We start from the raw sequence: 23,357 nt of genomic DNA on the forward strand, positions 1-23,357 counted from the left end.
ATGAAAGCACACCACCCGCAACTTCGCGCCATATTCAGCCTCAGCAGGACATAGGAACACCACATGCGCTATTCGGGTTTTAGGGTGATTGCCGAGGCTTTGACCGGGCATAAGGGCTGGAAACCAGCGTGGCGCGATCCGGCTCCGCAAGCCTCATATGACTATATCATTGTCGGTGGTGGCGGGCATGGATTGGCCACCGCCTATTATCTGGCGAAGGAGTTCAAACAGGCGCGGATCGCGGTGCTGGAAAAGGGCTGGATCGGCGGTGGCAACGTGGGGCGAAATACCACGATTGTCCGCTCGAACTACCTGCTGGATGGCAACGAGCCGTTCTACGAATTCTCGATGAAGCTGTGGGAGGGGTTGGAGCAGGACTTCAACTACAATGCCATGGTTTCTCAGCGCGGCATCATCAACCTGTTCCACACCGATGCGCAGCGCGATGCGGCGACCCGGCGCGGCACTGCGATGATCATGCACGGCGCGGATGCCGAGTTGTTGAACAAGGATCAGGTGCGGGCGATGTATCCGTTCCTGAACTTTGAGAACGCCCGCTTCCCGATCAAGGGCGCTTTGATGCAGCGGCGTGGCGGCACGGTGCGGCATGATGCGGTGGCTTGGGGCTACGCGCGCGGGGCGGACAGTCGCGGCGTGGACATCATCCAGAACTGCGAGGTTTTGGGGATGCGGATTGAGAATGGCCGCGTGCTGGGGGTGGACACCTCGCGCGGGTTCATTGGTGCGAAAAAGGTTGGCGTGGCGGTGGCTGGATCGTCTTCCAAGGTGATGGCCGGGGCGGGGATGCGCCTGCCGATGGAAAGCCATGTGCTGCAAGCCTTTGTATCCGAAGGGCTAAAGCCGCTGATCGACGGCGTGATCACCTATGGCGCGGGGCATTTCTATGTCAGCCAATCCGACAAGGGCGGCTTGGTGTTTGGCGGCGACATCGACGGCTATAACTCTTACGCCCAACGCGGCAACCTGCCTGTGGTCGAGGATGTGGCCGAAGGCGGCATGTCGCTGATGCCAATGATTGGCCGCGCCCGCCTGCTGCGGATGTGGGGCGGCATAATGGATATGTCGATGGATGGCTCGCCGATCATCGACAAGACCCATATCGACGGGCTCTATTTCAATGGCGGTTGGTGCTATGGCGGCTTCAAGGCGACGCCTGCGAGCGGCTTTGTCTTCGCACATCTGTTGGCCAAAGATATCCCGCACAGCACCGCCACCGCCTACCGATTTGATCGTTTCGCCAAGGGCCTGATGATCGACGAAAAGGGCCAGGGCGCCCAGCCGAATTTGCACTAGGAGCAGACTATGATCATCAATCATCCGCTTTTGGGGCCTCGGGATTCGCAAGAATTCGTCTACCTCGGCGATGCCGCTTTGATCCACCGCCCGGATGGCATGGCCGAAGGTGCTTTGGATAAGTTCATTGATTACACCTACTTGCGCGATAACCCCGCCGGGACGCATCGCGAACTCTGGTATCACGAACAGGGCGACCGCTCTTGGCTGGTCGTCACCCGCAACACCGTGACCCACGAAATCACCGCCGTAGAACTGGCCCGCGACGTGGCCCGCACAGAAGGTCGCAGCAAATGAGCCGTATCTCTGGCGGTCAGATCGACCGCAGCAAAACCCTGCGCTTCAGCTTTGATGGCGTTTCCTACAATGGCCATCCCGGCGATACTTTAGCCTCGGCATTGCTGGCCAATAACGTCCGCCTGATGGGCCGCAGTTTCAAATACCACCGCCCGCGCGGGGTGATTTCGGCGGGGTCCGAGGAGCCTAACGCGATTGTCGAGTTGCGCACCGGCGCGCGGCAAGAACCCAACACGCGGGCGACGGTGATTGAGTTGTTCGATGGCCTCAGTGCACAAAGCCAGAATCGCTGGCCGAGCCTCAAATTTGACGCGATGGCGATCAACGACCGCCTGTCGCCGTTCTTCGCGGCAGGCTTCTACTACAAAACCTTCATGTGGCCGGCCGCGTTCTGGGAAAAGATTTACGAACCCATCATCCGCCGCGCTGCGGGCCTTGGCAGCCTGTCCAAGCAAGACGACCCTGATGATTACGACAAAGGCTTCCTGCACTGCGACCTGCTGATCATCGGTGCTGGCCCCGCGGGTCTTTCCGCCGCTTTGACCGCCGGACGGGCAGGGGCGCGGGTGATCCTCGCCGATGAAGATTTCTGCATGGGGGGCAGACTGAACGCCGAAACGCTGGAGATCGGCGGCGTTGCCGGGGCGGATTGGGCGGCGAAAACCGTGCTGGAACTCGCAGCCCTGCCGAATGTCCGCCTGATGACTCGCACAACCGTGATCGGCGCTTTCGATCACGGCATCTATGGCGCGGTTGAACGTGTCTCGGACCATCTCGCGCAGCCGCTTCCCGGTAAACCCCGGCAAATCCTGTGGCGCATCTATACCGCTCGCGCCATCCTCGCCGCCGGAGCAACCGAGCGCCCGATTGCGTTTGAAAACAACGATCGCCCCGGCATCATGCTGGCGGGTGCCTTGCGCGCCTATGCCAACCGCTGGGGCGTGGCGGTGGGCGAAAAGGTTGCTGTGTTCACCAACAACGACGATGGCCTGCGCACGGTTTCTGATCTGAAAGCCAAGGGCCTTGATGTCACCCTGATCGACGCCCGCAAAGGCGATGAAGTCATTGATTCCGCAGGCCGCTTGGGCCTGAAATCTATCACGGTCCGGCGTGGCAACGGCCAAACCGAAACCCTGCAAGTCAGCGCCCTCGGCGTCTCGGGCGGCTGGAACCCCAACCTCAACATCGCCTCGAACCATCGCGGCCGTCCGATCTGGGATGACAGTATCGCCGCCTTCCTCCCCGCGCCGGAAAGCATCGCGGGCCTGTCCTGCGTGGGCGCTGCGGCGGGTGCCATGTCCACCCATGCTGCCCTCACCACTGGGGCTGAGCAAGCCGTGGCCATACTCGCCGACCTTGGCATCAAAGCCAGTGCCGATGTGCCAAAGGCCGAAGACGCACCCCTCAACCTGTCCCCCGCATGGTATGTCCATTCCGGCAAGGGCCGCGCCTGGGTCGATCAGCAGAACGACGTGACGGTCAAAGATGTGAAGCTGGCCAAGCAGGAAGGTTTCGTCTCGGTCGAACACCTGAAACGCTATACCACCCTCGGCATGGCGACCGACCAAGGCAAAACCGGCAATGTGCTGGGCCTTGCGGTGATGGCCGAACTGACCGGCAAGACCATCCCACAAACCGGCACCACGATTTACCGCCCGCCCTATACGCCCGTCGCGATGGGCGCACTCGGGGGGCGAGCGCGCGGCCATGATTTCAAACCCACCCGCCACGCGCCCAGCCATAAATGGGCCACCGAGCAGGGGGCAATCTTTGTCGAGGTCGGCTACTGGCTGCGCGCGCAATGGCTGCCCCGCCCGGGCGAGACCACATGGCGGCAATCCGTCGACCGTGAGGTGCTGCAAACCCGCAAATCGGCGGGCATCTGCGACGTGACCACCTTGGGAAAAATCGACATCCAAGGCACCGATGCGGGCCTGTTTCTGGATCGCGTCTACGCCAACACCTTCGGCAGTCTGGCTGTCGGCAAGGTCCGCTACGGGTTGATGCTGCGCGAAGATGGCATGGTGATGGACGATGGCACCACGGCGCGGATGGGGCAAAACGAATATGTGATGACCACCACCACCGCCAATGCCGTACCGGTGTTCCGCCATCTGGAGTACTGTCGCCAAGTGCTGTGGCCTGATCTGGATGTGCAACTGATATCGACGACTGAGGCTTGGGCGCAGTATTCCGTCGCAGGCCCCAACGCGCGGAAACTTCTGGAAAAACTGGTCGATCAGGATATCTCTGACGCCGCCTTCCCCTACATGGCTTGCGGCAATATCACCGTGCAAGGCACTCGCGCGCGGCTGTTCCGCATCAGCTTCTCGGGCGAACGCGCCTATGAAATCGCGGTGCCGACCCGCTATGGCGACGCGATGATCCGGGCTTTGGTTGAAGCTGGGCGCGAGTTTGACGCGGTGGTTTACGGCACCGAAGCTTTGGGCGTAATGCGGGTTGAGAAGGGCCATGTCGCGGGCAATGAGCTGAACGGTCAATCTTCGGCGCTGAACATGGGCCTTGGCAAAATGGTGTCGCGCAAGAAAGACAGTATCGGCATGGTGCTAAGCCAACGCGAGGGCATGACCGCGCCCAATGGCTACCGCCTTGTCGGCGTCAAACCGGTTAACCCAAGCGATGCCCTCACCGCAGGTGCGCATTTCTTGGCCAAAGGTGCCGAAGCGGTGGCGGCGAATGATGGCGGCTGGCTCACCTCGGTGGTCTATTCGCCGCATCTGGGCCATTCCATCGGCCTCGGCTATCTGAAATCCGGCGATAATCGCAAGGGCGAGCGGATGCGCAGCGTCAACCTGCTGGCGAAAACCGATGTCGAAGTCGAAATCATCAGTCCGCATTTCTTTGATCCTGAGGGGGAGCGTCTCCGTGGCTAATCCATTGAAATCCCTCACCCCGTTGGGTCATGACAAACCGATCACCGAAATCATCGGCGCGGTGACGATCATTGAGAACGTAGGCACTGCGCTTGCCTCGCTGGCGTCCCGTAGGGGCCGCGAAGCCGAAGTGGCAGGCGCCGCCCAAACCGCAGGCATCCCGCTGCCCGGCCCCGGTCGATCACAAGCTGCCGCGACCTACAGCGCAATCTGGCTCGGCCCCGAGCAATGGATGATTGAGGCCCCCTTCGCCACGCATGAAGACATCAGCGCTATCCTGAAACCGATCTTCGGCGAGGCGGCTTCGATCACCGAGCAGACCGACGCCTGGGTGCGCTTTGACCTCACCGCCGCCGACCTGCCCGCGCTGTTTGAACGGCTGTGCAACTATGATCTGGGCCGCGCCGGGGTAGGGGCCGCCACCCGCACTGTGATCGACCACTTAGGCTGCTATGTGGTGCGCCGCAGCGATGTCGAAGTCTCCATTATTGGCCCGCGCTCATCCGCCCACAGCCTGCATCATGCACTGACGACCGCGGCGAAATCCGCGTTCTGATCGGGCTGCAGAACTTTATCCGAGAGGGGGGGGCGGGGGATGCGTAATCCCCCGCCCTTTGCGCAAATCACGCCCTAGTCGTTCGGTGGCATCGCCCCTGCCAGTCCCCGCAGGCCGACCAACCTACGGCGCTCGTCATTCGGATTGACGCCAAACGCTTCAGCGTAATGCTTGGTCATCGGCGTCGAGCTGGCATAGCCGACCGATTGCGCGATCTCGCGGATGCTTTGCGTGGAATACAGCACCCGCTGCCGGGCTTTGCGCAGCCGCATCAGGCGGTAGTATTTCAGCGGGCTTTGCCCCGTCGCCTGCTTGAAGCAGCGCTCCAGATGCCGCTCTGACATCGCCAAAGCCTCGGCCACGTCAGCGATCTGCAACGGGTCTTCGATATTCTCGCCAAAAATCGCAATCGCCGCGCGGACCGTATCTGGCAGCAGATCATCGGTGCCGCCCTGCTTTTGCACCGGCACCTTCTGCGCCGCATCTTCGGTGCGCACAAACGGATGCTGAAACCAGCAGGCCACCTCTGTCATCGTATCACGGCCCAACCGCTCCTCGATCAGCCGCAGCATCAGATCGAACACCGCGCCCGCGCCCGACGCCGTATAGCGCCGCCGATCCCGCAGGATCACCGCCTGTGACGCCACTGTGTCGGGAAACTCGGTCTTAAACGCCGCCTCATAGCACCAATGCACCGACACCGCATGGCGCTCCATCACGCCCGAGCGCACCAGTGGAAAGATCCCGCCGGAAAATCCGCCCAGCACCACGCCGGAACGATCCAGCCAACGCACCTGCGCATTGCCGCGCTTGGGGTTCTGAAACTGCGCGGTCGGGGCTGAGAGGAAAAACAGGTAATCCAAGCCCACCGCATCACTCAACGTCACATCCGGGTCAAACCGCACCTCGGCTGATGAGCGGATCGGGCTTGCCGCCTCGCCGATCAGCTTCCAGCTGAACTCTTTCCGCCCAGTGATTTCATTCGCCGCCCGTAAGGGTTCGATCGCCGAAGTCAAACAGGCCATCGGAAAGCCAGGGAACAGCAAAAACCCCAAAGTCGCAGCGGTATCGCGGTGCATATTCATCGTCGGGAATTTTCTGTTGAGTGAGAATCTGTTTCACGGTAGTAAACAAGAGCAAGTGTCATAGCGGATGGAGCCTTATTGATGGACATCGAAGCTGACGAACCCAACCTGCCACGTTCGAAACCGGCGTTTGACCAAGATCCGCACCGGGTGCGCGAGTTGTCCGAGCGCAATCTGGAGATGGCGATTGGCCGCTCGGTCCGGGCTTTCCGCCGTGCGCAGGGCATGACGGTGGCCGATTTGGCAGGCGTCACCGGACTGTCGATTGGGATGCTGTCAAAGATCGAAAACGGCATCACATCGCCCTCGCTGACCACCCTGCAAATCCTGTCACACGCGTTTTCCACCCCGGTCACCTCGTTCTTTCGCGGCTTTGAAGAACGCCGCGAAGTGCAGCATGTCAAGGCCGGCGACCACATTGAAATTGAGCGGCGTGGCACCCGCGCAGGCCATCAATACCACCTTTTGGGCCATATCGGATCGAATGATTCGGGTGTTTTGGTTGAACCCTATCTGATCACCCTCACCACCGAATCCGACACCTTCCCGGCTTTCCAGCACGACGGAATCGAACTGCTCTATATGCTGGAGGGAGAGGTCGAATATCGGCATGGCGATCAGCTTTTCCATCTGAAACCGGGGGATAGCTTGTTCTTTGACGCCGACGCCCAGCATGGGCCAGAGGTTCTGGTGAAACTTCCGGCCCGCTATCTGTCGGTGATTTCTTACAAACAGGCGTAAGGCGCTTTGCAACTTCGGCCCTCGCACGCGCCCGGAGATTGAGCGCATACGAAGGCGGTATTTGTTCGGAACACGAACCCCATCAGTCCGGCGCAAACCCCAGCGAGGTCGGCTGTCCGTCGTCAAATTGCGCCAGATAATCCAGCATCAGCGGTTTGTTGCGCAGAAAACCCTTATAGGTCGCCAATTCATCCGGGATATCCCGCACCACCCGGTGCAAACGCCGCGCCCATTTCGGCACCGTCACCAATTCCTCAAACCGGATCAGATAACAGCGAATCGGGAACACGATGGCATTAGAGCGCGGCAAACGGTGCAGCGTCTGCAACTCCACCCGCAGATGCTGGCGGTGACCGATGGTTTCCGGCGTCATCGTGGTTTTCGACGGGCCCCATTTCGGGTAATTCTCGGGGCTGGTGTCCAGCAATGGGTCGACGGTCATCGTCCAGTTGAACCGCCGCACGGGTGCGCCATGCTGCAGCTTCAGCAGGAATTTCAACGCGCGATCAAAGATCCCCATTTGGCCAGCCAAAGGCACCGGCGCGTGCCATTGCTTGAAGCTCATGCCAATGTCGAAATCCAACGACCAGTCGGCTTGGGTGGTCACCATCCCGGCCTCAATCCACAGATCATCATCGCGCTGATCTTGCAGCGTAAAATCGCCTTGCGTCTGCCGGGTGATATATTCCAGCGGCCCGTAAGGCAGGGTGGAGGCATCCATGAAGGTAAAGCGCTGCTCGATCTGCAGCGGCTTGTTGATCCAATGCCAGTTGTTGCCATCCTTGTGCAACTCGAACCAATGCGGATAATCCCGCGCCTTGCTCTCCATGATCAGTTCCAGCAAGTCCCAGCCCGCCAGTTCCATGTGCGGCAACGACTGGCAACGCAGCGGATCGTCCGCCAGCACCTGCGCGCGGTCGCGCATTTCCGCCACATAATGCTCGTCCACGTCGAACATATGCTCGAAAATGCTGCCCACTGGTCCGGGCACATGCGGCTCCATATTCACCGAATACATGTAGCTGTCTTCGGGGAACGGAAACGGAAAGCGCTTGATCGCTTTTGCCGAATTCTTGAAGGTATAGTCGCCCCGAAAGGTTTCGTCGTTGAAATCCAGTGACATAGGCTCCCCCCTATCGGTCGAGGATCAGGGCAGCGCCCCGAAACCGCGACACGCATGGCATGATTTTCGTATTCGCCGCTTTCTGATCATCGGTCAGCCAGTGATCGTTATGCTCGATATGGCCGTCGCAGCGCAGCACTTCCGTCTCACACTGCCCACAAGCGCCGCCGCGGCAGAGATAAGGCGCCTCCACCCCCGCCGCCTCAATCGCCTCCAGCAAGGATTGGTTCGGCTGCACGGTGAATGATTTGCCCGAGGCCGCAAGCTGCACGTCAAAGGCCAGACCAACCGGAGGTGCCAAGAATTCCTCGGAATGAACCGCGCGATCCGGCCAACCCATCGCCTTTGCCGTGGCATGGACCCAACCGATCATCCCTTTGGGGCCGCAGACATAGATATGGGTGCCAAGCGGTTGCGATTTCAGCAGGGTTTTCAGATCAATCTGCTGTCTAAGCTCGTCAAAATAGACATGCACGCGCGGGCCATAATGCTGTTGCAAGCGGTCCACATAGGCCCCCAAAGCAGGTGATCGCACCGAATAATGCAGCTCAAACCGCCCGCCCATCGTCTCAACCTGCGCCATTTGTGCGACAAACGGCGTGATGCCAATGCCACCCGCGATCATCAGATGTTTCTTCGCGCGCGCATCCAGCGGGAACAGGTTGACGGGCTGGCTCAGCACCATCTCCATGCCCGGCTTCACATGATTGTGCATATAGAGCGAACCGCCCCGCCCGACCTCGTCCCGGCGCACTGAGATTTCATAACCCATCGTGTCGGCAGGATGGCTCATCAGAGAATAGGGGTTCATCCGGCGGGTGCCGTGGTCGTCCATCTCAACCACCACATGCGAGCCGCCCGAGAAGATCGGCATCGCGGCACCATCGCGGCGCACAAAGCGGAAGCGTTTGATCAGTTCATTAACTTCGACCACTTCGGCCACAACAACGGGGATTTTGGGGGCACCAACACTCATTTGAACCGCTCCACCGAAGCCGGAACCAATCCGGGGTCTTCCGCATCAATATTCACGCCCTGAAACGCCGCAATACGGCGCGAGAAGTGATCGCGCACGAACAGGCTCAGGCCGCAATGGCTGCACACGAAGGGATCAAGCGTGACATTCTCAGTCACCCCCTTGCAATGCACGCATTGCACCCGCCGCGCGAGGCTGCCGCGATGCTCCATCTGCACCGCCTCATAGGGCAGGCCAGCCGCTTGCGCCGCCGTCGCCACCTGCGCCATCAGCCCTTCGGTGCCTGCCGCATAAACCTGCAATCCCATATGCGCATCGGCCAACACCTTGGCCAATCGTGGCTGTGCGGAGGCAAAACTGGGCGCGCGGTAGAACTGCGCCACCCCCAAAGCCTGCAAAGCCGCAGACCTATCGCAGCCATTCGCCCCCGGCATATAGATGATGTGGCTGGCCGATTTCATCTCGGCTGCCTCAGCCTTGGCAAACAGATCGCACACTGCCTCTGCGCCCTCACCATCAGCGACAAACAAATGCGCCGAGCCCACGCCGGGCGAAAGCACGCCGTAAACCGGGCGGCTGGTGATGGAAGGCTCGAACATCGTCTTCGTCATAGTTCCGTCAATCCCTGAACGATCTGCCCTGCACGATTTCATCTTGGTCCAAATACTCCCGCCTGAGGCTGCTTCGGCTACTGCCGGATGCCTCCGGCGGGAGTATTTTTGCCAAGATAAAAGCCTTAGCCCTTCGCCGTCCGCCGCTTTTTCTCGACATCAAAGAACGGCATCGCATGTGTGGTGGCGGCAATCTCGCCATGCGTGGCGCTGTTGACCACCAGTTTGGTGCCGTTGTTGGCGCAGTCGACGGGCAGGCGGGCGATGGCGATGGTCCAGTCGTTCAGCGGCGAATACATCGCTTGCGTCACCACGCCGACCTTGTCCTTACCCTTGAACACTGGCGCGCCATTGCCCGGTACATTCTTGCCTTCCAGCTTCAGCCCCCAGATTTTGAAGCGCTCGCGTCCTTTCAGACGGTAATGCTCCTCCGCACCGCGGAAGCCGGTCTTGCCTGGCGATACGGTGAAATCAAGGCCCAGTTCCCACAGGGTGTCGCCGGGGCCTTCGTTCTCAAACGGATACATTTCCGAGTTATCGAACGGGAAGAACAACAGATAGCTTTCGGTCCGCAGCATGTCCAAAGTGGTAAACCGGCAGGGAATGATTCCCATCGCAGCACCTTCCTCCAGAATCCGATCCCAGATCATCGGCGCGTCTTGGCCCCGGCAGAACAGCTCATAGCCGCGCTCGCCGGTATAGCCAGTGCGCGAGATCATCACCGGCTTGCCGAACAGCGAGGTCTGCATATGGCTGAAATACGCGAGGTCCCGGATGCCCGGCACATGCTTCGCCAGATAATCCACCGCCAGCGGCCCTTGCAGCGAGAGGTCATGCAGGTTGTCGTCAAACCGTACCGAGACATCGCGCCCATGCGCCGCCATCGTCAATTGCTCAAAGCCGCCACCCGAGCCATGCACCACCATGAACGCATTCGGCCCGGTGCGGTAAATCACGCAGTCATCGACGAACTTGCCCGCGTCGTTCAGCATCGCCGCATAGACCGAGCGCCCCGGCATCAGCTTCTCAATGTTCCGCGTCGTCGCGCGCTCGATCACATGGCTGGCGCCGTGCCCGGTGATATGCACCTTCTTCAGCCCCGACACGTCCATCAATCCGGCTTTGGTGCGGATCGCCATATATTCGGCATCCGGGTCGCCCTTCTCATAGGACCAAGCCGTACCCATGCCGGACCAGTCTTCCAGATTGGACCCCAACGCACGGTGACGGTCTGCGAGCGTGGAGAATCGCCAGGAATTTGTCATGTAGCCCCCCTAGAGCGGATAATTTTCTGGCAACAGTCTGCGACCGGTAAATGTTAAAATCAACCTTCTTGTGCAAAATTATTTCCTGTCAGGGAATTTTTTCGACCTTTTCTTGCGTGCGGGCGGGGAAATACAAACGGGCGGCCCGAAGACCGCCCGTTTGCACAATTTAACAGCAGTTCAGGCCGCGACAGGCAGCACGAAGAACCAGTTCGCCCACAGCACCACCGCAACCCCGGCAACCAGCGCCAGATAGGGCAGCATCCCGGCCTTGCGCGGCCCCAGATCGCCGTGATCTGTCAGCCCCAGGTCCTCCATCGCTTCCTTCGGGAAATGGCCCTTGTCCTGCACGTAATGGCGGAACCAGAACACCGGCAAGATGAAGGCGGCAAACACCGCACCCGACCACAAGGCGTTTTCATAGCCCCAGACCTTAGCACCCGCGCCCAAGAACAGAGCGTTCACAAAGGCCAGCACGGTGTTGACGCCAATCAGCCAGTTTGGCGCTTTCCACGGACGGTTCAGATGCCCCGAGTCAATCCGGTGAATCCAGCCTGCATTCAGGTTGAGGAAGTTGAAGATGATGTAGCCGACGTTGGAAATCGCCAGCACATAGAAGTAACCGCCGATATCCGAAGCCAGTGCCAGCAGGATCACGTTAAAGCCGAAATCCGTCCACATCGCCCCGACAGGCGCGCCGTGGCTGTTGGTTTTGCTCAGATACTTCGGCAGCCAGCCATCACGCGAGCCTTGATACAAAGTCCGCGAAGACCCGGCCATTGCGGTCATGATCGCCAGAAACAGCGCGAGGATCATCAGGATCACGAAGATCTGGATGAAGATCGGGTTCGAGCCAACCATCGCACCCAAAGCCTCTGCCACCCCTGTGCCGTCGATCACGCCGGGGGTCAACATGCCGCTCAGGCCGTAAACACCTTGGAACGAGAACGGGATCAGGAAGAAGAACACGATGCACAAAAGCCCCGAGTAGAAGATCGCCCGGAACGTATCGCGCTTGGGGTCTTTCAGCTCGGCGGTATAGCAAACCGCAGTCTCAAAGCCGTAGGTCGACCAAGCGGCAATATACATGCCACCCAGAAACAGCGTCCAGCCGCCGACATTCCACTCACCATTTACCCCAGAATAGCTGGAAGTTGGCGGCACGATGCCCGTCACGTTCATCGTATTGATCTCGCCGGTCAGGATCGGGATCAAGCCCACCAACAGCAGCGGCACCAAGACCACCACCGCCAGCACCTTTTGCGCAGATGCCGTGGTGGCAATGCCGCGATGCTGGATCGCCAGCATGATCAGCATCAGCACGACGCCGATCACGAAGGTCGAGTTGAAGTGCAGCACACCCAGACCCGGAACGTTCAGCGCGTAAGCCTCCCAGACCCGGAAGGCGGGGGTCAAGGCCGCCACGCCATCGGCAGAAGCCACGGCTTGAATCGCAGCCTCGGGCGTAGTGCCTGCGTTGGCCGTGATATAATCGACGACTGCGGGCGTTGCCGCGGTGTAATCCGCCAGATGCGCCGCGACCCATGCCACCACTTGCGGTGCCGTATCGAGGGGGATCGGGAACAACGCGTTCAGGATATAGCCTGCCGCGATGGCGCAACCCAAAGACAGCACCGGCGACCATGCAAACCAGTTGCACCAGACCGACAAAGGCGCGATCAGTTTGGAATAGCGCAGCCAAGCCGTCGCGCCATACACGCTTGTGCCGCCCGACTTGTTGCCGAACATCCCCGCCATTTCGGCATAGGTGAAGCTTTGCGAAAAGCCCATGATCATCGACAGCATCCAAACCACGAATGCGGCTTGCCCAGCCACCCCCGCGATACCGCCGATGGAAAACAGTACAAGGGGCGGCACCCCTGCGGCGACCCAGAAGGCGCCCTTCCAATTCAGCGTGCGATGCAGATCGCCCGCTTTGCTTTCTGTAGACATCAAGTGTTCCTTTGTCCCTGTTGCTGTCTGGCCTTGCTCTGGCCTGATCGTTTGGTTGTGCCGGATCGGTTGCTTTAGATTGCGACACATTGAAGCGGCGCAGGCCAAGCGCAAAGCGATTTTTCACCTGCGAGGAATAATTTTTAACTTTTGATCCGATTTGGATTTGATTTTCCGAGTCTCGCATACAAGTTCTGCTGCATAATCGGGCGATCAACCGGGTTTGCCATGCCGCCAAACCTCGAATCGGACGCGGGCGGTTTTGTACGCATCCATCATCGCCAGCGCCCAAACGAACAAACCGCCCGCGAGTTTGCCGACCAGTGATACGTCGGGGCTTGCGGTTTTCAGGGTGAAGGCACCCAGCAGGATGATGAAGAACACAAACGTCAGCCCCCGGATCGGCTGACGGTTCAGCACTTGGCCAGACCCCGGCAGGATCGTCGCGGCCAGCAAGACCAGACGGGGATTCAGAGGTTGGCTCATGGCAACTCCTTCAGATCATCGCGCAGCGCCAGCAATGCGGCCAGCAAAGGTTCTAACAGGGCAGGGGCCAGCGGCACTTTGCCCATCTCCGCATCACGGAAGGCCAGATAGCGGGTGCGGTCGGCTTCCTCGGCCAGCCACACCAGCCGCAGACCTTTAGGCGAGATCACCAGCTCTTTCAGCAAATCCGCATCCAGCCGTTCCAGATGCTTCAGCACCAATTCAGCAGGCGGCGCAGCCTTTGGCGCATCGCTGCGAATGGCACAATCCTCAGGAAACCCCGGCGGAGTGGCAATCTGCACCGCCAAATCCCGAAAGTTGCTGAACGGCTCCACCCCACGCGGGCGCAGCATCACATCCAGCGTAGCACGGACAGGGGTGGGTTCCGCCAGCGTCACCAATAGCCACAGCGCAGGCAGTTTACGGTAGGTTAGCGTATCCGGCACCACTTGCAGATCAAACAGCGCGCCCTGATAGCGGCCAGAGAGGCGGGGAAATCCGGTCGGGGCAAGCGCGACAATCGGCGCATCAAACAACGGTTCAACAGCCGCGAAATATCGCCCGCGCACGGCAAACCGCTTGGCGCTCTGCCCGCGCAACCGCACCGCAATGCCGCAGCCGATCGCAATCACCAAAGCCCAGATCAGAAATTTCATGCTTTATCCCAAAAATGATCCGGCCCGCCGATCAGGGCGGGCCGGAAGCTGTCTCAATACCCGCGCGGACGTGGCCACGGCATGGTGAACTGATCGGCGCGTTTTACAAAGCGATAGCGCCAGAAGTGGAACCACAGGCTGACCACGATATAGAACCCGATCATCGCAATCAGCTGCGTGCCATAGCCGAGGAACACCGCAAAATACGTCACCGAACACAAAGCCATCAGCGAGATCGCTGGCAGCGGGTGCAAAGGATGCTCATAGCCGCGCTTGATCGTATCCAGCGGCCATTTCTTGCGGAACATGATCATGTTGATCGGCATGAACGTATAGCCCAGCAACCCCGACAGGATCGAGAAGGTGATCACCTGATCCAAAGGTGCGCCCAAAGCAAAGATCAGCGCGATCGGCACCAGAAAGATGATCGCGCGGTAGGGCGTGCGATAGACCGGATGCACCGCGCCAAACCACGCGGGCAGATAATGGTCGCGCCCCATCGAGAACCAAGCGCGCGAGGCATCATTGATACAGCCGTTCGCCGATGCCAAAGTCGCAAACAACGTCCCGATCCCCAGCAACCAAACCAAGGCCGACGACCCGGAAATCTGCGCCGCCGAGAACAATGGTGCCACAGCCCCGTTCACCCCGTCACCTAAGTATTCCCACGGCATCAGCCCCGAGCAGATATACCAGGTCAGCGTCGCGGCAATCAGCAGCGTCATGATCCCGGCCAAGGTGCCAAACGGCAACGACCGCGCAGGCGAGCGTACTTCTTCCGCCGCCTGCGTCGTCCCCTCGATGCCGAGATAATACCACAGACCAAAGTGCATCGCGGCCAAGATCCCGAGCCAGCCGTAAGGCAATGACGCCTGACCGCTCATCAGGTCTTTGTGCAGCATCTCGCCCGCCCCCAACAACGGCGAGGTGGCCAAGAAAATCGTGATGATCGCGCAAAACGCAATCGCGGTGATCACAAGGTTGAACGTCAGCGTCGCTAGCACCCCGCGATAGTTTAGCCATGCCAGAAACATGATCGCCAGCACGATGAATGGCCGTTGATCTAAGCCGCCTTCATGCCCGGTCATCCCCGCCACGGTATCCACCAAGAACCCCAAGGTGATCGCGTTGCCCGCCTCCAGCATCGTATAGGCGAACACCAGATAAAGCCCGACGTTAAACGCCATCAGCGGCCCGATGATATGCTTGGCCTGCGTATACTGGCCCCCAGCGGCGGCCACCGTCGATGTCACCTCCGAGTCAATCATCGCCACGCAGGAATACAAGATCCCGGCGAACCAGCAGGCGATCAGCGCGGCATAAGCCCCGCCCTTACCCACCGCAAAGTTCCAGCCCATATACTCGCCGACCAGAACGATGCCGACGCCAAGCGCCCAAACATGCGCCGGGCCCAGCACCCGCAACAGCCCCATCGATTGGCCATGTGCGGTATGGTCAACGTCCGTATCAGATTGTGCCATCTCCGCCCTCCAGCTTATGTTTCTCGGTCATCGCTTCCAACACGCCTTCGCGCGACGAGGTCAGCATTTCTTCCGTATAGGTGGTGTCGATCTTGATCCAGTCGATCACGATCAACAGCCCGAACAGCGCAGACAGTGCCCAGGCGCCGTATTCGATGTAATTCCAGGTATCCATCTTGCGCCCCTATTTCTCGCCAAATTTCTCAGCGATCACTTCGCGATATTCGATGTCGGAAAACCGGATCATCATCACGAAATAGCCGACGATCACGATCACCATCACCGCGAGGCTCACCCAGCTGAAACTGTAGTCATAGCGCGCGGTGATCATGTCATGCGCCGAGGCCGCATCTGGAAAGCCCAGCTTGTTCCATTGCTGCACCATCACCGGGTTCTGACCCAGACTCTCCCAAGTCGGGTTTTCTACCGGCACCGGAAGCTTGGCTGATCCTGCAAGCCCCAGCCACAACGGCAAGAACAATGCGCCGACCGACAGCACCACCAGCACGATGACGTCGATGATCTGGCCCAATTTGCTTTGAACGGGGGGAATATAGCGCGCCATCTATTTCCCCTTCGCGGCGCGGGCCGCATCCATGAATTGGATGTCCAAGCCATACATAAAGTCGCGGTCCTCGCGGTAATGCCGCAGCATCGCCATGATCGCGGCGGTGTTATAGATCAGCACCAAAGCACCGCCGATCAGCAGCATCACCCGTGCGCTGGGTGAGGGCGCGAGATCCCAAGTGCCATAGGCCACAAACCCGATGGCCAGCCAAAGGCCGATGACAAAAGCCCACGCAATCCGCGTGTCGCTTCGATGCATCGCCTCGATCCGTGTGTTCAGATCAGACAAGATTTCCTCCCAGGGCCCCCTCCACCTGACCGCGCCTAGGGCCATAGCGCGGCAGTCGCAGCGGGTTATTGCCCCGCTTGATTTCTGTGCGTGAATTTTATTTTCTGACAGGAAACACCGCCTGCGACATTCTGTCAAAGCATTTGATGAGAAATTAGGCGAAATGAAAATCATTACCCACGGTGAAAAAAAGTTTCTTCACAGTTGACGGAATATTTTGCCGTGATAGCGTAACGGCATATCCACACGACAAGGAGTCGTCGCCATGTGCGGAATCGTCGGGCTTTTCCTGAAGGACCCCAAATTACAGCCTCAGTTGGGCGCAATGCTGACTGATATGCTGATCACCATGACCGACCGCGGCCCCGACAGCGCCGGAATCGCAATTTATTCCCAAGGCAAGGTCGGCCACGGTAAGTTGACCGTACAGTCGGCCACGCCCGAGGTTGATTTCAAAAACCTCGACGCGGATCTGAAAGACGCGCTGGGCACCCCGGTGCTGATGCTGGTGAAATCCACCCATGCGGTGCTGGAAGTGCCCGCAGGCCAGTTGGATGCAGCGCGTTCGGCTTTGGCTAAAATTCGCCCCGGTATGAAAATCATGTCCTCTGGTGAAGGCATTGAGATTTATAAAGAAGTCGGCCTGCCGAAAGACGTGGCGGCCCGCTTTGAGGTTGCCAAAATGCACGGCACCCACGGTATCGGTCACACCCGCATGGCCACCGAATCCGCTGTGACCACCATGGGTGCGCATCCGTTCTCCACAGGCCCGGATCAGTGCTTGGTCCACAACGGCTCGCTCTCCAACCACAACGGCGTGCGCCGCGAATTGAAGCGTCTTGGCATGACGTTTGAGACCGAAAACGACACCGAAGTTGGTGCGGCCTTCGTTAGCCACAAGCTGCAACAGGGTGAAACCTTGGGGCAGGCGCTGGAAGCCACGCTCACCGATCTCGACGGTTTCTTCACCTTCGTGGTCGGCACCAAAGATGGCTTCGGCGTGGTCCGTGACCCAATCGCCTGCAAACCCGCCGTGATGGCCGAAACCGACCAATACGTCGCCTTCGGTTCTGAATACCGCGCCCTCGTCAACCTGCCGGGCATCGAATCCGCCCGCGTCTGGGAACCGGAACCCGCCACCGTTTACTTCTGGGAACGCTGAACATGCAGACTTTCGACCTTGAAGCGCAGGGCCTGCGCGCGCTGAACCAAGCGCTCCACAACCTCAAAGGCCAGACCAACGAGACTTCATGGGAAGTGGTCAACCCCAAGGGCAGCCACGCGATTGCCGTCGGCGTAGACGCCCCGATCGACATAACCGTGCGCGGATCAACCGGCTACTACTGCGCCGGGATGAACAAACAAGCCACTATCCGCGTCAAAGGCTCGGCTGGCCCCGGCGTGGCGGAAAACATGATGTCCGGCACCGTGATCATCGACGGCGACGCCTCGCAATACGCAGGCGCTACCGGGCGCGGCGGCCTTCTGGTGATCAAGGGCAACGCCTCGTCGCGCTGCGGCATCTCGATGAAAGGCATCGACATCGTCGTGCATGGCAACATCGGCCATATGTCCTGCTTCATGGCGCAATCCGGCAACATCCTTGTCTTGGGTGACGCAGGCGACGCGCTGGGCGACTCGCTTTATGAGGCGCATCTGTTCGTGCGCGGTTCTGTGAAATCCCTCGGCACCGACTGCATTGAAAAAGAAATGCGCCCCGAACACCTCGCCATCATCGCCGACCTCTTGAAGCGCGGCGAAGCCGACCACCTCGCCAAGCCTTCGGATTTCAAACGCTACGGCTCCGCCCGCAAACTCTACACATTCAACATCGACAACGCGTCGTCGTACTGAGGCATATATGAGCGATTTTCCCCATACCCCGCCGAAGCAAAGCTGGACCTATTCCAACGACGTGAACGCCGAAATCCGCCGCGCCGCAGCCACCGGGATTTACGACATTCGCGGCGGCGGTTCCAAACGCAAACTGCCGCATTTCGATGACCTGCTGTTCCTCGGCGCGTCCATCAGCCGCTACCCTCTCGAAGGCTACCGCGAGAAATGCGCCACCGACGTCTGGCTCGGCACCCGCTATGCCAAGAAACCCATCCACCTCGACATTCCCGTCACCATCGCAGGCATGTCCTTCGGCGCGCTCTCGGGTCCGGCCAAAGAAGCCCTCGGGCGTGGAGCTTCCGCTGCTGGCACCTCCACCACCACCGGTGACGGCGGCATGACCGAAGAAGAACGCGGCCATTCCAACACCCTCGTTTACCAATATCTGCCCTCCCGCTACGGTATGAACCCAGACGATCTGCGCCGCGCTGACGCCATCGAAGTCGTGGTCGGCCAAGGTGCCAAACCCGGCGGCGGCGGTATGCTTCTGGGCCAGAAAATCTCCGACCGCGTTGCCAAAATGCGCAACCTTCCCAAGGGCATCGACCAACGCTCCGCCTGCCGCCACCCCGATTGGACCGGGCCGGACGATCTTGAAATCAAGATCATGGAGATCCGCGAGATCACCGATTGGGAAAAACCGATCTACGTTAAGATTGGCGGCGCACGCCCCTATTACGATACCGCCCTCGCCGTCAAAGCCGGTGCTGACGTGGTGGTGCTCGACGGTATGCAAGGCGGCACCGCAGCCACCCAAGACGTGTTCATCGAAAACGTCGGTATGCCGATCCTCGCCTGTATTCCGCTCGCCGTGAAAGCCCTGCAAGACCTCGGCATGCACCGCAAAGTGCAACTGATCGTCTCGGGCGGCATCCGCACCGGCGCTGATGTCGCCAAAGCCATGGCGCTGGGCGCAGACGCCGTCGCCATCGGCACCGCCGCCCTGATCGCTTTGGGCGATAACGATCCGAAATGGGAATCCGAATACAACAAACTCGGCACCACCGCAGGCGCCTATGATGACTGGCACGAGGGCAAAGATCCCGCAGGCATCACCACCCAAGACCCGGAACTTTTCAACCGTTTCGACCCGATTCTCGGTGGCCGTCGCCTGAAAAACTACCTCAAGGTGATGACGCTGGAAGCGCAAACCATCGCGCGCGCTTGTGGCAAGAACCATCTGCACAATCTGGAACCCGAAGACCTCTGCGCGCTGACCATCGAAGGCGCTGCTATGGCGGGCGTTCCACTTGCGGGCACCTCATGGATTCCCGGCAAGAACGGGTTCTAACTCATGGGCCGGTCTGAACATTCAGACCGGCTTTTACCTTACAGACGACAGGGAGCGACCTAAATGGTCAAAGATCTAGCCGCCTATGCCAAGGAAAAAGGCGTCAAATACTTCATGATTTCCTACACCGACCTGTTTGGATCGCAGCGCGCCAAGCTGGTACCGTCGCAGGCGATCAACGACATGGCCGTTGCGGGCGCGGGCTTTGCAGGTTTTGCCACTTGGCTCGACCTCACCGCCGCCCACCCCGATATGATGGCGGTGCCGGATGCCTCCTCGGTCATCCAACTGCCGTGGAAAAAAGAGGTCGCATGGCTCGCCTCTAACTGCGTGATGGAGGGTCAACCTGTCGCCCAAGCCCCGCGCAACGTGCTGCGCAAACTGGTCGATGAGGCTGCGCACGAAGGTCTGCGCGTCAAAACGGGCGTCGAGCCGGAATTCTTCCTGCTGACCCCGGAAGGCGACAAGATCGCTGATCCCTATGATAACGCCGAAAAGCCCTGCTACGACCAGCAAGCCATGATGCGCCAGTATGACGTGATCGCCGAAGTGTGCGATTACATGCTGGAGCTCGGCTGGGAGGCCTACCAGAACGACCACGAAGACGCGACCGGCCAGTATGAGATGAACTGGAAATACGACGACGTCTTGCAGACCGCCGACAAGCACAGCTTCTTCAAATTCATGATGAAATCGGTGGCAGAAAAGCACGGGCTGCGCTGCACCTTCATGCCAAAGCCGTTCAAGGGCCTGACGGGCTCCGGCTGCCACGCCCACATCTCGGTCTGGGATTTGGCAGGCAAAAAGAACGTATTCTCCGATGATTCCAAAGAGTTGGGTCTCTCGGATCGGGGCCGCAACTTCCTCGGCGGCATCATGAAACACGCCAGCGCTTTGGCCGCGATCTGCAACCCGACAGTGAACAGCTACAAACGCATCAACGCGCCGCGCACCTCTTCTGGCGCCACCTGGGCTCCGAATACCGTGACTTGGACCGGCAACAACCGCACCCACATGGTGCGCGTCCCTGGTCCGGGCCGGTTCGAGCTGCGCCTGCCCGATGGCGCGGCCAACCCCTACCTGATGCAAGCCGTGATCCTTGCGGCTGGCCTTGACGGCGTGCGCACCAAAGCCGACCCCGGCCCGCGCTATGACATTGATATGTATACCCAAGGTCAGACCGTTACCGGTGCGCCGAAACTGCCGCTGAACCTGCTGGATGCCCTGCGCGACTACGACAAAGACACCACCTTGAAGGCCGCGATGGGCGAAGAATTCTCCGCCGCCTACCTGAAACTCAAGGCCAAAGAGTGGGACAGCTACGTCAGCCATTTCTCAAAATGGGAACACGATAACACCCTCGACATTTAACCAAACCAAAGGGAGTGCCGGGCCATCCTCCGGCACTCCCTAAACAATTTCATCTTGGCCTAAATATCCCCGCCGGAGGCTCCTCCGGCGTTCGCATGCGCGGGGTTCCCATGAAAATCCTGATCTTCCAACACCTCGCCTGTGAGACTGCCGGGATATTCATCGAGCTCTGGACAGCTGACGGCCACAGCCTTCACGTCATAGCTTTAGACGAAGGCGACCAAATCCCACCCTTGGAAAGCTATGATCTGCTCGCCGTCATGGGCGGCCCGATGGATGTATGGCAGGAAGCCGAGCATCCGTGGCTGATCGCCGAAAAAGCCGCGATCAAACATTGGGTGCAAACCCTCAATCGCCCCTATTTCGGCATTTGCTTGGGCCACCAACTGCTCGCCGTATCTCTTGGCGGGGAAGCTCGCCCGATGCCGCGCTCGGAAGTCGGCCTGACCCAAATCAGCCAAACCGGGGCAGGGCGCTCTGACCCGATCTTCGCCCACCTTCCCGCCGAGATGACCACCCTGCAATGGCACGGCGTCGAGGTCACAACCCTGCCGGCCGATACCGTCGTTCTGGCCTCCAACACCGCCTGCGCCGTGCAAGCCATGCGGGTGGGCCGCCATGCTTATGGCGTGCAATACCACCTCGAAATCCTACCCTCTACCGTCATAGATTGGCAAACCATCCAGGAATACCGCGCCGCCCTGCACGCCGTGATTGGCGCAGATGCCGCCCAGACACTAGAGGCAGAAGTCGCTCCGCATCTGCCCGAGTTCCGCAGAATTGCCGTGCAGATCAATCAGGGTTTGAAGGCGCTGATCGTCTAAAATTTCTCGCGCTGGGTTTGCTGCGACGTGGATGCCTCCGGCTACCCGGAATGCCTTGGCATTCCGGGCTGGATATTTGAGCACAGAGGATGACCCAAGCGAGCAGATTCGTTAATTTTTCCTTACCGCGGCATCTTAATACATTGAATATAATAACAATAAAAAAGGTCCCGAGTCGGGACCAGCAAAAAGGCCCCGGAAACTCCGAGGCCTTCTTTCTTTGATCAGTTCCGAAGGTAAGCCTCCAAACTATCCTCCAAAGCGTCCTTCCAAGGCGTGTGATGCACCGGGGCCATCGATCCGGTAATCACCGACCGATACGCGTGGTTGCGGAAGGTCATGATCCCGGCTTTCTTGTGGTCCTTCCACTCAAAGAACGCCTCGCAGGCCCCATCCACGTCAAAGCTGGGATAGTCGGTCTCAGCGATCAGTTCCTTCACATAATCGCCCTGATAATGGATCGCATCATGCGAGTCCTGCCCCGCATCCTCGCGCGCGACCCTGTCCACCACATCGGACAGCAGCACCGCTTTATCCGCAGGCACCGCAATCCGCCCCAAGATCACATCCCGCACCCACCACGCCTGCGCGTCAAACATGTTAAAGGTGAACCACTGGTCCTGCATGCCGACATAGAACAACTTCGGGTTATTCACCCAAACCACCCCCTTGTAGAGATCCGCTGCAGCCAAACGGTTCGCGGTTTTCAGCCGCAGATCATCGGGCAGGAACGGGAAGTGATGCTTATACCCGGTGCACAGAATGATCGCATCGACCCGTTTGCTGGTGCCATCTTTGAAATACGCGGTGGTCTCATCCACCCGCACCAGCGCAGGCACCTCGACGAAATTCTCCGGCCAATCATAGCCCAAAGGCGCATTCCGGTAGGCGACGGTGATCGTCTTCGCGCCATATTTCCAGCACTGTGAGCCGATATCTTCCGCCGAATAGCTCGACCCCAGCAGCAGGATATCCTTGCTGTTGAACTCCATCGCGTCGCGGAAGTCATGCGCGTGCAGCACCCGCCCGCCAAATTTATCAAAGCCGGGATATTCTGGCACGTTGGGGGTTGAGAAGTGGCCAGAGGCGACGATGACGTTGTCAAATTCCTCCTCATACATCCGGTCGGTTTTCATATCATGCGCGGTGACGGTGAAATTGCCCTTGTCTTCATTGTATTTCACAAACCGCACCGGGGTCGAAAACCGGATCCAATCGCGCACGCCCGCCTTCACCACCCGGCCTTGAATGTAGTCGAACAACACGGCGCGGGGCGGATAGGAGGCGATTTGCTTGCCGAAATGTTCCTCAAAGGAATAATCGGCGAATTCAAGACCTTCCTTCGGGCCATTCGACCACAGATAGCGATACATTGAGCTGTGAACCGGCTCACCATTCTCGTCCAACCCGGTGCGCCAAGTGTAATTCCACAAGCCGCCCCAGTTGGATTGCTTTTCAAAACAAACAATTTCGGGGATTTCTGCGCCCTTCATCTTGGCCGATTGAAAAGCCCGCAGTTGGGCCAGACCAGACGGCCCTGCGCCGATCACTGCCACACGTTTTGCCATGTCTTCCTCCGAGTTGTCCGCGCCCGGTTCGGGCTGCATTCCTGTTGGAAAACAGGCTAGCGATACAGGCGCGTTGCTGTCAAATTATTTTCCTGTTGGGAAAAAGATGAAAC

At 59.4% G+C, this 23,357-nt stretch carries 23 protein-coding genes; 10 read left to right on the top strand and 13 right to left on the bottom strand.

Features of this window, described 5'->3' with window-relative positions:
* The first annotated feature begins 63 nt into the window (after positions 1-63).
* Genes AKV04_RS14605 through AKV04_RS14620 form a run of 4 tightly spaced genes read left to right on the top strand, consistent with a single transcriptional unit; the run spans position 64 to position 5,061 of the window.
* On the top strand, positions 64-1,314 hold the full coding sequence (locus AKV04_RS14605) for a sarcosine oxidase subunit beta family protein (RefSeq protein WP_054007132.1): 1,251 nt from the start codon (positions 64-66) through the stop codon (positions 1,312-1,314).
* Positions 1,315-1,323: 9 nt separating this feature from the next.
* The gene (locus tag AKV04_RS14610) at positions 1,324-1,611 is read left to right on the top strand and encodes a sarcosine oxidase subunit delta (protein WP_054007133.1); all 288 of its coding nucleotides are present in this window, start codon (positions 1,324-1,326) and stop codon (positions 1,609-1,611) included.
* Positions 1,608-4,505, top strand: coding sequence for a sarcosine oxidase subunit alpha family protein (locus AKV04_RS14615; RefSeq protein WP_054007134.1), 2,898 nt, complete (start codon positions 1,608-1,610; stop codon positions 4,503-4,505). The genes AKV04_RS14610 and AKV04_RS14615 overlap by 4 nt, the downstream gene beginning before the upstream one ends.
* Positions 4,498-5,061 (top strand): sarcosine oxidase subunit gamma, encoded by a 564-nt coding sequence (locus tag AKV04_RS14620; protein WP_054007135.1) that lies wholly within the window; start codon positions 4,498-4,500, stop codon positions 5,059-5,061. The genes AKV04_RS14615 and AKV04_RS14620 overlap by 8 nt, the downstream gene beginning before the upstream one ends.
* A 74-nt stretch (positions 5,062-5,135) precedes the next feature.
* Here AKV04_RS14620 and AKV04_RS14625 read toward each other — a convergent pair whose 3' ends face one another.
* Entirely contained in the window at positions 5,136-6,140 is a 1,005-nt protein-coding gene (locus tag AKV04_RS14625) for a GlxA family transcriptional regulator (RefSeq protein WP_054007197.1), read from the bottom strand.
* 87 nt (positions 6,141-6,227) lie between these two features.
* Between AKV04_RS14625 and AKV04_RS14630 the strand changes: the two genes are divergently transcribed.
* Positions 6,228-6,887 carry a helix-turn-helix domain-containing protein gene (locus AKV04_RS14630; RefSeq protein WP_054007136.1) on the top strand — a complete coding sequence of 220 codons (660 nt, stop codon included), beginning with the start codon at positions 6,228-6,230 and terminating at the stop codon, positions 6,885-6,887.
* A gap of 82 nt (positions 6,888-6,969) precedes the next feature.
* Here the strand turns inward: AKV04_RS14630 and AKV04_RS14635 are convergent, their stop codons facing one another.
* The 11 genes from AKV04_RS14635 to AKV04_RS14685 all read right to left on the bottom strand — a co-directional run bounded on the left by AKV04_RS14635 (position 6,970) and on the right by AKV04_RS14685 (position 16,294).
* Entirely contained in the window at positions 6,970-8,010 is a 1,041-nt protein-coding gene (locus tag AKV04_RS14635; RefSeq protein WP_054007137.1) for a heme-dependent oxidative N-demethylase family protein, read from the bottom strand.
* Positions 8,011-8,020: 10 nt separating this feature from the next.
* Positions 8,021-8,986: a PDR/VanB family oxidoreductase gene (locus tag AKV04_RS14640; protein ID WP_054007138.1), complete on the bottom strand. Its 966-nt coding sequence runs from the start codon at positions 8,984-8,986 to the stop codon at positions 8,021-8,023.
* Positions 8,983-9,597, bottom strand: coding sequence for a dimethylamine monooxygenase subunit DmmA family protein (locus tag AKV04_RS14645; protein ID WP_054007139.1), 615 nt, complete (start codon positions 9,595-9,597; stop codon positions 8,983-8,985). Before AKV04_RS14645 ends, AKV04_RS14640 begins: the two co-directional genes overlap by 4 nt.
* A gap of 125 nt (positions 9,598-9,722) precedes the next feature.
* Positions 9,723-10,862 (bottom strand): aminomethyltransferase family protein, encoded by a 1,140-nt coding sequence (locus AKV04_RS14650; RefSeq protein WP_054007140.1) that lies wholly within the window; start codon positions 10,860-10,862, stop codon positions 9,723-9,725.
* Positions 10,863-11,042: 180 nt separating this feature from the next.
* Positions 11,043-12,815, bottom strand: coding sequence for an APC family permease (locus AKV04_RS14655; RefSeq protein ID WP_054007141.1), 1,773 nt, complete (start codon positions 12,813-12,815; stop codon positions 11,043-11,045).
* 213 nt (positions 12,816-13,028) lie between these two features.
* Entirely contained in the window at positions 13,029-13,301 is a 273-nt protein-coding gene (locus tag AKV04_RS14660) for a hypothetical protein (protein WP_054007142.1), read from the bottom strand.
* The gene (locus tag AKV04_RS14665) at positions 13,298-13,957 is read right to left on the bottom strand and encodes a hypothetical protein (RefSeq protein ID WP_054007143.1); all 660 of its coding nucleotides are present in this window, start codon (positions 13,955-13,957) and stop codon (positions 13,298-13,300) included. The genes AKV04_RS14660 and AKV04_RS14665 overlap by 4 nt, the downstream gene beginning before the upstream one ends.
* A gap of 53 nt (positions 13,958-14,010) precedes the next feature.
* Positions 14,011-15,438, bottom strand: a complete 1,428-nt coding sequence (locus AKV04_RS14670) for an APC family permease (protein ID WP_054007144.1) — start codon at positions 15,436-15,438, stop codon at positions 14,011-14,013.
* On the bottom strand, positions 15,425-15,613 hold the full coding sequence (locus AKV04_RS14675) for a hypothetical protein (RefSeq protein ID WP_054007145.1): 189 nt from the start codon (positions 15,611-15,613) through the stop codon (positions 15,425-15,427). The genes AKV04_RS14670 and AKV04_RS14675 overlap by 14 nt, the downstream gene beginning before the upstream one ends.
* A gap of 9 nt (positions 15,614-15,622) precedes the next feature.
* Positions 15,623-16,003, bottom strand: a complete 381-nt coding sequence (locus AKV04_RS14680) for a hypothetical protein (RefSeq protein ID WP_054007146.1) — start codon at positions 16,001-16,003, stop codon at positions 15,623-15,625.
* Entirely contained in the window at positions 16,004-16,294 is a 291-nt protein-coding gene (locus AKV04_RS14685) for a hypothetical protein (protein WP_235815647.1), read from the bottom strand.
* 265 nt (positions 16,295-16,559) lie between these two features.
* Here AKV04_RS14685 and AKV04_RS14690 point away from each other — a divergent pair, with 265 nt between their 5' ends.
* The 5 genes from AKV04_RS14690 to AKV04_RS14710 all read left to right on the top strand — a co-directional run bounded on the left by AKV04_RS14690 (position 16,560) and on the right by AKV04_RS14710 (position 21,676).
* Entirely contained in the window at positions 16,560-17,456 is an 897-nt protein-coding gene (locus AKV04_RS14690) for a class II glutamine amidotransferase (RefSeq protein ID WP_054007147.1), read from the top strand.
* A 2-nt stretch (positions 17,457-17,458) separates the two neighbouring features.
* Positions 17,459-18,148 (top strand): GltB/FmdC/FwdC-like GXGXG domain-containing protein, encoded by a 690-nt coding sequence (locus AKV04_RS14695; protein ID WP_054007148.1) that lies wholly within the window; start codon positions 17,459-17,461, stop codon positions 18,146-18,148.
* 7 nt (positions 18,149-18,155) lie between these two features.
* Complete coding sequence (locus AKV04_RS14700) at positions 18,156-19,481, top strand: FMN-binding glutamate synthase family protein (RefSeq protein ID WP_054007149.1); 1,326 nt, start codon at positions 18,156-18,158, stop codon at positions 19,479-19,481.
* A 63-nt stretch (positions 19,482-19,544) separates the two neighbouring features.
* Positions 19,545-20,852 carry a type III glutamate--ammonia ligase gene (glnT, locus tag AKV04_RS14705; RefSeq protein ID WP_054007150.1) on the top strand — a complete coding sequence of 436 codons (1,308 nt, stop codon included), beginning with the start codon at positions 19,545-19,547 and terminating at the stop codon, positions 20,850-20,852.
* A 110-nt stretch (positions 20,853-20,962) separates the two neighbouring features.
* The gene (locus AKV04_RS14710) at positions 20,963-21,676 is read left to right on the top strand and encodes a type 1 glutamine amidotransferase (RefSeq protein WP_054007199.1); all 714 of its coding nucleotides are present in this window, start codon (positions 20,963-20,965) and stop codon (positions 21,674-21,676) included.
* Between the two features lie 224 nt (positions 21,677-21,900).
* Here the strand turns inward: AKV04_RS14710 and AKV04_RS14715 are convergent, their stop codons facing one another.
* Positions 21,901-23,244 (bottom strand): NAD(P)-binding domain-containing protein, encoded by a 1,344-nt coding sequence (locus AKV04_RS14715; protein ID WP_054007200.1) that lies wholly within the window; start codon positions 23,242-23,244, stop codon positions 21,901-21,903.
* Between the last annotated feature and the right edge of the window lie 113 nt (positions 23,245-23,357).

Source organism: Cypionkella psychrotolerans (genome assembly GCF_001294535.1).
Lineage (GTDB): Bacteria > Pseudomonadota > Alphaproteobacteria > Rhodobacterales > Rhodobacteraceae > Cypionkella > Cypionkella psychrotolerans.